This window comes from Nocardia elegans NBRC 108235 (assembly GCF_001612845.1).
In the GTDB taxonomy this organism is placed as follows: domain Bacteria; phylum Actinomycetota; class Actinomycetes; order Mycobacteriales; family Mycobacteriaceae; genus Nocardia; species Nocardia nova.
On record NZ_BDBF01000022.1, the window covers coordinates 126196 to 132601 of the forward strand.

The 6406-nt window shown below is 67.4% G+C and carries 5 protein-coding genes; 2 read left to right on the plus strand and 3 right to left on the minus strand.

Going from position 1 to position 6406, the window contains the following annotated elements; all coding sequences use genetic code 11:
- Positions 1-8 precede the first annotated feature (8 nt).
- Entirely contained in the window at positions 9-1934 is a 1926-nt protein-coding gene (gene asnB, locus NE2_RS17640) for an asparagine synthase (glutamine-hydrolyzing) (protein WP_063027554.1), read from the minus strand.
- Positions 1935-2387: 453 nt separating this feature from the next.
- Between asnB and ctaC the strand changes: the two genes are divergently transcribed.
- Both ctaC and NE2_RS17650 read left to right on the plus strand, forming a co-directional pair.
- Complete coding sequence (ctaC, locus tag NE2_RS17645) at positions 2388-3386, plus strand: aa3-type cytochrome oxidase subunit II (protein ID WP_063027515.1); 999 nt, start codon at positions 2388-2390, stop codon at positions 3384-3386.
- An 18-nt stretch (positions 3387-3404) separates the two neighbouring features.
- Complete coding sequence (locus NE2_RS17650; protein ID WP_030514776.1) at positions 3405-3821, plus strand: cytochrome c oxidase subunit 4; 417 nt, start codon at positions 3405-3407, stop codon at positions 3819-3821.
- A 144-nt stretch (positions 3822-3965) separates the two neighbouring features.
- Here the strand turns inward: NE2_RS17650 and NE2_RS17655 are convergent, their stop codons facing one another.
- Positions 3966-5249, minus strand: a complete 1284-nt coding sequence (locus tag NE2_RS17655) for an FAD-binding oxidoreductase (protein WP_030514775.1) — start codon at positions 5247-5249, stop codon at positions 3966-3968.
- A 28-nt stretch (positions 5250-5277) separates the two neighbouring features.
- Positions 5278-6189: a CPBP family intramembrane glutamic endopeptidase gene (locus NE2_RS17660; protein ID WP_063027518.1), complete on the minus strand. Its 912-nt coding sequence runs from the start codon at positions 6187-6189 to the stop codon at positions 5278-5280.
- Positions 6190-6406: the final 217 nt, after the last annotated feature.

Sequence of the window (6406 nt, forward strand, 5' to 3'; positions counted from 1 at the left end):
GGTAATGGCTAGAGCCGCACGGGGTAGGTGGGCTCCTGAATATCGGGCTTGATCCGGTTCTCGACGAAGATGCCGTGCCAGATCATGAACACCAGCAGAGTCCACAGGCGACGGCTGTGGTCGCCGTTGCCGGCGCGGTGTGCCTCGAGCATCGCCTTGATCGCGGACTTGTCCAGCAGATGGTCGGTCTGCGATTCCGCGATCTGGGTGGCGGCCCAGTTGTAGAGCTCCGGGCCGCGCAGCCAGTGCCGCAGCGGCACCGGGAAGCCCAGCTTCGGCCGGTGCAGCACATGCGGCGGGACGATCGTCTCGAGCGCGCGACGCAGCGCGTACTTGGTGGTCTCCTTGGTGATCTTCTGCTGATACGGGATCTGTTCGGCGACCGCGAACACCTCGGGGTCCAGGAACGGCACCCGCAGCTCCAGCGAGTTGGCCATGGTCATCTTGTCGGCCTTGACCAGGATGTCGCCGCGCAACCAGGTGAACAGGTCCAGATGCTGCATGCGCGCCACCGGATCCCAGCCGCGTGAGCGCGCGTAGATCGGGGCCGTCACATCCTGGTGTGTCCATTCCGGACGGAACTCGCGCAGCACCGACCGCAACTGGGCGTCGTTGAAGCTGCGGGCGTTGCCGTAATAGCGCTGCTCGAGCGGCAGCGAACCGCGATGCAGCAGGCTCTTGCCGCGCGTCCCGTCCGGAATCCGGTCCGAGAGCTTGCCGGCCAGCCGCCGCACACCCTTCGGCAGGTACTCGAAGGGCTTGAGCGACAACGGTTCCCGATAGATCGTGTAGCCGCCGAACAGCTCGTCGGAACCCTCACCGGAGAGCACCACCTTGACGTGCTTGCGGGCCTCCTGCGCCACGAAATACAGCGGCACCAACGCCGGATCGGCCACCGGATCGTCGAGGTACCAGACGATCTCGGGGATCGCGCCGGCGAACTCCTCGGGGCTCACGGTGCGGATGAAATGCTTCGCGCCGATCGCCTCCGCGGTCTCGGCCGCCACGTCGGCCTCCGAATACCCCTCCCGCTCGAACGCCGAGGTGAAGGTGAGCAGATTCGGGTTGTGCCGAATCGCCAGTGCCGCGATCGCGGTGGAGTCGATGCCGCCGGACAGGAAGGCGCCGACGGTCACGTCCGCGCGCATGTGCTTGGCGACGGAATCCTCGAGCACCGCCGCGATCTCGCGGTAACGGGCCTCCTCCGAGCCGGCCGCGAACGGGCGCACGCGGAAGTTCGGCTCGAAGTAGCGGGTCACTTCCGGCGTGGCGCCGGGCCGCAGCGTGGCGTAGCAGCCCGATTCCAGGCGGCGGATGTTCGCGTGCAGCGACTCCGGCTCCGGCACGTACTGCAGCACCGTGTAGTGCTCGAGCGCGCGCGGATCCAGCGCGTCCGACAGATTCAGCGCGGGCAGCAGCTCCAGCAGGCTCTTCTTCTCGCTGGCATAGGCGGTGCCGCCCGGACCGGTGGCCAGGAACAGCGGCTTGATGCCGAACGGGTCGCGGGCCAGCACCAGCTCCTGGGTTTCGGTGTCCCAGATGGCGAAGGCGAACATGCCGCGCAGCTTGGAGAATGCCGCGGTGCCCCAGTGGTGATAGGCCGCGACGATCGCCTCACCGTCGCCCTCGGTGGCGAACCGCGCCCCGAATTCGTCGCTCAGCTGCGCGCGCAACTCCAGGTAGTTGTAGATCTCACCGTTGAACGCCAGCGCATAACGCTGCGGATTCTCCGGCGGACCCCAGCGCAGCGGCTGATGCGAATGCTCGATGTCGATGATCGAGAGGCGGTTGAAGCCCAGGATGATGTGTTCGTCGTGCCAGGTGCCGCGCTCGTCCGGGCCGCGATGGCGCCCGCACTGCAAGGCGTCGTACACCTGCTGTACGACGGAGTCGGTGGCCACATCGGCGGTCAGAAATCCCAGCAGTCCACACACTGCGTCGAGAACCTCGTTTCCGGATCGGGTACGCGGAGAACATTCGAAACCAGTCCCCGAGTATGCCGCACCGCGGCCCGGCTCGTCGCCTCGCTGGGCGGCGGTCGCGCTCGCCTGGGATTTCGCGCCCACGCGCGGGCGCGGCGCAACCGATCGGCCGGGGATCGCACCCGGTGGCGGTGTCGAAAGCGACCCCGGCACAACGCGGGAGGCGGTTTGGTCTACGCTGCGTAGTACTCGGGAACTCTCGTGGTCGGCCGTGCGTTCGGTGCGGCTCGCGAAAGGCTCCCGAACGTGCTGAAAACGCGCCGCCCGGCATCCGGGTGGCGCCGTGTCGGATGGACGACCAGGAAGGCGTTGAGCGTGGCGCACAAGGCGAGCGAAGCGATAGGGGCACGACCCGCCCGGGTACGGCGGGGCCGCATCCTTCGGCGGGCCGGGCTGGCGGTGTCCATGGGGATCACCGTGATGCTCGTCTCGGGCTGCTCGATCGACAATCCCGTGCTTCGGTTCGGCTGGCCCTCGGGTGTGACCCCGCAGGCGACCCGGATGCGGGAACTGTGGACGTGGTCGGTCGTCGCCGCCCTGGCGATGGGTGTGCTGGTCTGGGGTCTGACCTTCTGGACCGTGACCTTCCACCGCAAGAAGAAGACCTCCCCGGAGTTCCCGCGGCAGACCGGGTACAACGTGCCGCTGGAGCTGACCTACACGGCGATTCCGTTCGTGATCATCGCGGTGCTGTTCTACTTCACCGTGGTCGTGCAGAACTACGTGCACGAGAAGACCTCGAACCCGGATGTGGTCGTCGACGTGACCGCGTTCCAGTGGAACTGGAAGTTCGGTTACCAGAAGGTCGTCGGTCAGAACGGCCAGGTCTACGAGGGTGTCGACCAGACCCGTCAGGCGCTGAACGAGCAGATCCAGGCCGAGTACAAGGAGCGCACCGCCGACGGCCACCCGCAGCCGGGTCCGCTCCACGGCCTGCCCGCCAACGACATCTCCTACCTGCACTACGACAAGGTCGAGACCATCGGCTCGTCCAACGAGATCCCGGTGCTGGTGCTGCCGACCAACAAGGTCGTGGAATTCCAGCTGGCCGCCGCCGACGTCATCCACTCCTTCTGGGTGCCGGAGTTCCTGTTCAAGCGCGACGTGATGCCGAACCCGAAGGAAAACCACTCCGACAACACCTTCCAGATCACCAAGATCGAGCACGAGGGTGCTTTCGTCGGCCGCTGCGCGGAGATGTGCGGTACTTTCCACTCGATGATGAACTTCGAAGTGCGTGCCGTGACGCCGGACAAGTTCGACAAGTACATCGCCGCCCGCGAAGCGGGTAAGACCAATGCCGAGGCCCTGTCGAGCATCGGCGAGTCGCCGGTCGCGACCACCACGCACCCGTTCGACACCCGTCGCACCGCGCGTGAAGCCAGCCAGGCCGAGAGCAAGTAAGAAGGGTACTGAACAGACATGAAGGTCGAAGCACGCATCTTCGAGCTGCTCACGGTGTTCTTCATCATCGTGGCGGTCGTCTACGGATTCTTCACCGGCCAGTCCCGCACCGGCGTCGAGTGGGCGGGTACCACCGCCATCGTGCTGACCGCCGGACTGACGCTGATCGTCGGCACCTACTTCCGCTTCGTGGCGCGCCGGTTGGACCTGCGCCCCGAGGACTACGAAGAGGCCGAAATCGTCGACGGTGCCGGCGACCTGGGCTTCTTCTCGCCCGGCAGCTTCTGGCCCATCCTGCTGGCCGGTTCCGCCTCGGTCACCGCGCTCGGCTTCGCGTTCTTCCAGTACTGGCTGATCGGCCTGGGCGTGCTCTGCATCCTGGCCTCGGTCGCCGGTCTGGTGTTCGAGTACCACGTGGGACCCGAGAAGCACTGAGTATCCGACGCTCGAGCGCCCCGGCTTCGGCCGGGGCGCTTCGTCGTTGATGGGGCTTTTCCGAGATATCGCCGAAAAGGAATATCTCCGGAAAAGCCGAACGCCCCGACATGTCTGCCGGGGCGTTCGGTCTCCGCAGTGAGGTCAGTCGGGGGTGTGGTAGCGGCGGGCGCGTTCGGAGCGGCAGATGTCGTCGATGCCGGAGGTGATGTCGCGCAACAGTTCCGGGGCGCCGGAGCGGCCGGAATAGGTGCCGGTGGGGCGCAGGCGGCAGGTGAAGGTGATGAAGCCGTGGTCCTCGCCGGCGGATTCGTGCAGATACGGGGACCGCACGCCGTAGGTCATGGCGGAGATGACCGTGATGGCGCCGCTGCGTTCGCGATGCTCGGCGAACAGGTCGTGCAGGCGGTGGAAGACGGTGCTGTAGCTGCTCAGGGGCGCGAAGACCGCCACCCGGTAGGCAGGGCCGCGCTCGGAGGAGCTGATCACGGTGTCGGCGAGATATTCGGCGTCGCGCAGCGTGAGGACCTTGGGGGCGAACATCAGCGCACCGGCGGCGGCGTTGCGCACCGGCATACCGGCGCGGCCACCCGCGGCCGAGGCGATGGCGCCCAACGACTTTCGCGCCCGCGCACCCAGTTCGCGGCGGGCCCGCAGCGAGGGGGTGGCGGTGGTGGGGTGCAGACTCGACCACTGGCCGAAGCGGACCGTGCCGAGCTGGATGTTCCCGGTGCCGACCGGACGCGAGACGCGCAGCGGCGCGGTGTCTACCCAGCGGCCGACCTGCAGCAGGGCATCGCCGGGGCGGGTGATCTCGGCGTGCGAGTGTTCGACGAAGGTGTCGAAGTCGAGGAAGCGGTGCGCGTCGGAGGTGAGCCAGGTGTGGTCCTTGTCGACCTCGATGGCTTGCAGCGTCAGCGCCGTGATGATGCCGGTGCGCCCGGCCCCGCCGAGGATGCGGTGGAATCGCTCGGCATGATGGGTGCGCCCGCAGGTGCCGAACCTGCCCTCGGGGTCCACGTATTCGAGGGCGACCACGTTGTCGCTGAACATGCCGTAGCGGTGCGAGGCCGCGCTGAGCCCGCCGACGGCGGCGAAACCGCCGGCGGTGATCTCGCGGTGGTCGCCGACGATCGGCAAACCCAGACCGTGTGCGGCCAGGGTGCGATCGATATCGGACAATCGTGCGCCGGCCTGCACGCGCACCAGCCGCGCATCGGCGTCCACCGCCTGCACCCGGTTCATCCGGCGCAGCGACATCACGATGCGACGGTCGGGCGGGGCCGGTTCGTCGTCGAGCTGCTCGCTGCTGTGGTCGCCGCCGCGCACGGTCAGCGGTTGCGGTCGTGAATCCCGCACTGTGCGAACGACATCCGCGGTGTCGCGGGGCAGATATTCTTCCGGCAGAGCAGCGAGCGTGGTACTCATGGCCTCAAAGCTAACCACAGTAGCGGCGCTACGTCTGCACCGAAGTTTGCAGTGCAGGTGCGGGGGTTTTCGCTACCGGCGCGAAGGCGAACAATGCGGCCGCGACGGCCGCCCACAGGATCCAGCCGGGAATGCCGGAACCGCCCAGTAGCGTGTGTGCGTGCTCGCTTGAGTCGGCCGACTGCAGGGCGCCGAAGATCAACGCTCCGCTGTTCCACGACGCGTGCGCGACCGCGGCGGGCCACACGCTGGCCGACCGCAGCCGCAGCCAGCCGAGGACGGCGCCGAAGCAGACGGCGAACGGGATGTAGGCCAATGCCGACCAGGCGCCGATATCGGTGAAGCCGTAACCGAGCAGTGTGAGCGGGGCGTGCCAGAGGGCCCAGACGACCCCGGTCGCGATCAGCGCCATCGGGGTGCCGTAGCGGGAGATCAATTGTGGCAACAGCCAACCGCGCCAGCCGATCTCCTCGCCGAGCGCGTTCGGCAGCGTCGCGATGACGGACGTCGTCAGTGTCTCGAACAGCATCGCGACCAGCATCGAGGTGTCGATCGTGCCCAGATCGAAATGGAACCAGCCCAGCGCCGCGCTGATCTCGTAGGCGATCCACGCGACCATCTGCGTGCCGAGCCAGGCGGCGACCATCAATCGGGCGGTGCGGGCGGGTGCCGGACCGAGTCCGAGCCCGACGTCGGCGGCGAAGCCGGGAGCCGCCGGGACGCCCGGTGCGGCGGGTCGCGCGAGCACAGGCTGCCGCATCCTCGACCGTGCGACGAGAACGGCCACTGTCGGGGCGAACATCATGAGGGCCGCGCCATCGTTCAGCCACGGGACCGATTCCAGCCCCTTCCCGTCGATCCAGGGAATCGACGCGAGCACCCACGCCAGTGCGTACGCCACCACGATGTATGTGGCGATATCCGAACGCCGAGCAGTCATATGTCCGTCCTTGCGACTGAATCCGATGCCGATCGGGATCGGCCGCCACCGGTCTCGGCATTCGGCGCCCCCGGATACTCCGACGCGGGGGAAGTGGAATCGGTTCCCGCGCAGTGTGGTTCGGACAGCCGTCCGCCGATGTGCGGGCGCGCCGGACGAGGTGAGGCCGGACGTACCCTGAACTTTTCGTGCAAACCGCCACAGGAAATGCGGAAAA

Bases quoted from the DNA above. Each gene is read 5' to 3' on its own strand.
- NE2_RS17650 (WP_030514776.1), top strand. From the start codon at position 3,405: ATGAAGGTCGAAGCACGCATCTTCGAGCTGCTCACGGTGTTCTTCATC.
- NE2_RS17655 (WP_030514775.1), bottom strand. From the start codon at position 5,249: ATGAGTACCACGCTCGCTGCTCTGCCGGAAGAATATCTGCCCCGCGAC.
- ctaC (WP_063027515.1), top strand. From the start codon at position 2,388: ATGGGGATCACCGTGATGCTCGTCTCGGGCTGCTCGATCGACAATCCC.
- NE2_RS17660 (WP_063027518.1), bottom strand. From the start codon at position 6,189: ATGACTGCTCGGCGTTCGGATATCGCCACATACATCGTGGTGGCGTAC.